Annotated in this window: 2 protein-coding genes; one reads left to right on the top strand and one right to left on the bottom strand. The window is 41.5% G+C overall.

Annotated features, from left to right (window positions below; genetic code table 11):
- Positions 1-47: 47 nt before the first annotated feature.
- Positions 48-482 (bottom strand): MarR family winged helix-turn-helix transcriptional regulator, encoded by a 435-nt coding sequence (locus BCT81_RS01080; RefSeq protein WP_102423020.1) that lies wholly within the window; start codon positions 480-482, stop codon positions 48-50.
- 103 nt (positions 483-585) lie between these two features.
- Between BCT81_RS01080 and BCT81_RS01075 the strand changes: the two genes are divergently transcribed.
- Positions 586-891, top strand: coding sequence for a DUF3861 domain-containing protein (locus tag BCT81_RS01075; RefSeq protein WP_102423021.1), 306 nt, complete (start codon positions 586-588; stop codon positions 889-891).
- Positions 892-946 lie beyond the last annotated feature (55 nt).

The raw sequence follows: 946 nt of genomic DNA, 5'->3' as shown, positions 1-946 counted from the left end.
GGCGTTTTTGTTTTTTGAAATGAGTGGTTTGTTTGAAAGGGCTTCTTCTACTTAGCGCAATCTTCCAGATTCTTAGCCATTTTGTTGGCGACTTTTCGGAACTGTTCTAGTTCATCTTCGGCCATGCCTTTGGTCATTCTCTGCAGCATCTCTCGATCAATATTCGAGACCTTACCCATGATCTCTTCACCCTTATCGGTCAGAACCAATAGCTGGCTACGCTTGTCTTCTGGGTTTGGAGATTTCTTCACAAGCTCTTGATTGATCAACGCATTAACTAACCTCGTGACCTGTGCTTTATCGCGGTTTAGGAAGTGCGCGATATCAATAGCCGTACATGGAGATTTCTTAGTAATGATCTTCATGACACGAATATTCATAGGGGCGATCTCAGAATCCAAGCTCTCAATCTGCTCACTCATTTTACGTTTCAAAGAGTGTACTAAGCGAAAGATAGACTCTAACGATGTGTTATCAGACATAAACGATCCTTAGAAATGTAGTTGACAACGTCAACCATTGTATTTATAGTTGATATTATCAACTTAGTTGTTCGTAAATTCAAGTTAGGAGACAGTAATGACGATGCAAACAATCACAGGCAAACACAATCACTACCGTATCACTATCGAAGAAGTGAACATCAAGGAAGATCGTGAGCTGCAAACCATGCAGTTTGAAATTGAAGACAGAGAAAACATGTTCGCGATTGTAGATAAGATTAAGCAGGACAGTGGCTTAGATGAGCAATCCGCAACGAGACTAGGTGTAAGTATTCGCTTACTGGGGCCGTTGATGATGCAAGATAGAAAACACCCTCTGTTTGTAGATTTCATGCCTCACTTCAGAAACTTCATGCAAAATCTTAAGAAGACGCTGAAAGGCGCGTAGCGCTTGTCCGGCAATGACATATTCAAAAAGCCAGCAATCTGAAGTGACCCCGTAA

This window comes from Vibrio sp. 10N.261.52.A1 (assembly GCF_002876325.1).
GTDB lineage: Bacteria > Pseudomonadota > Gammaproteobacteria > Enterobacterales > Vibrionaceae > Vibrio > Vibrio chagasii.
Note: the sequence above shows the minus strand (reverse complement) of the source record. Positions and strands in the feature narration are given on the sequence as shown.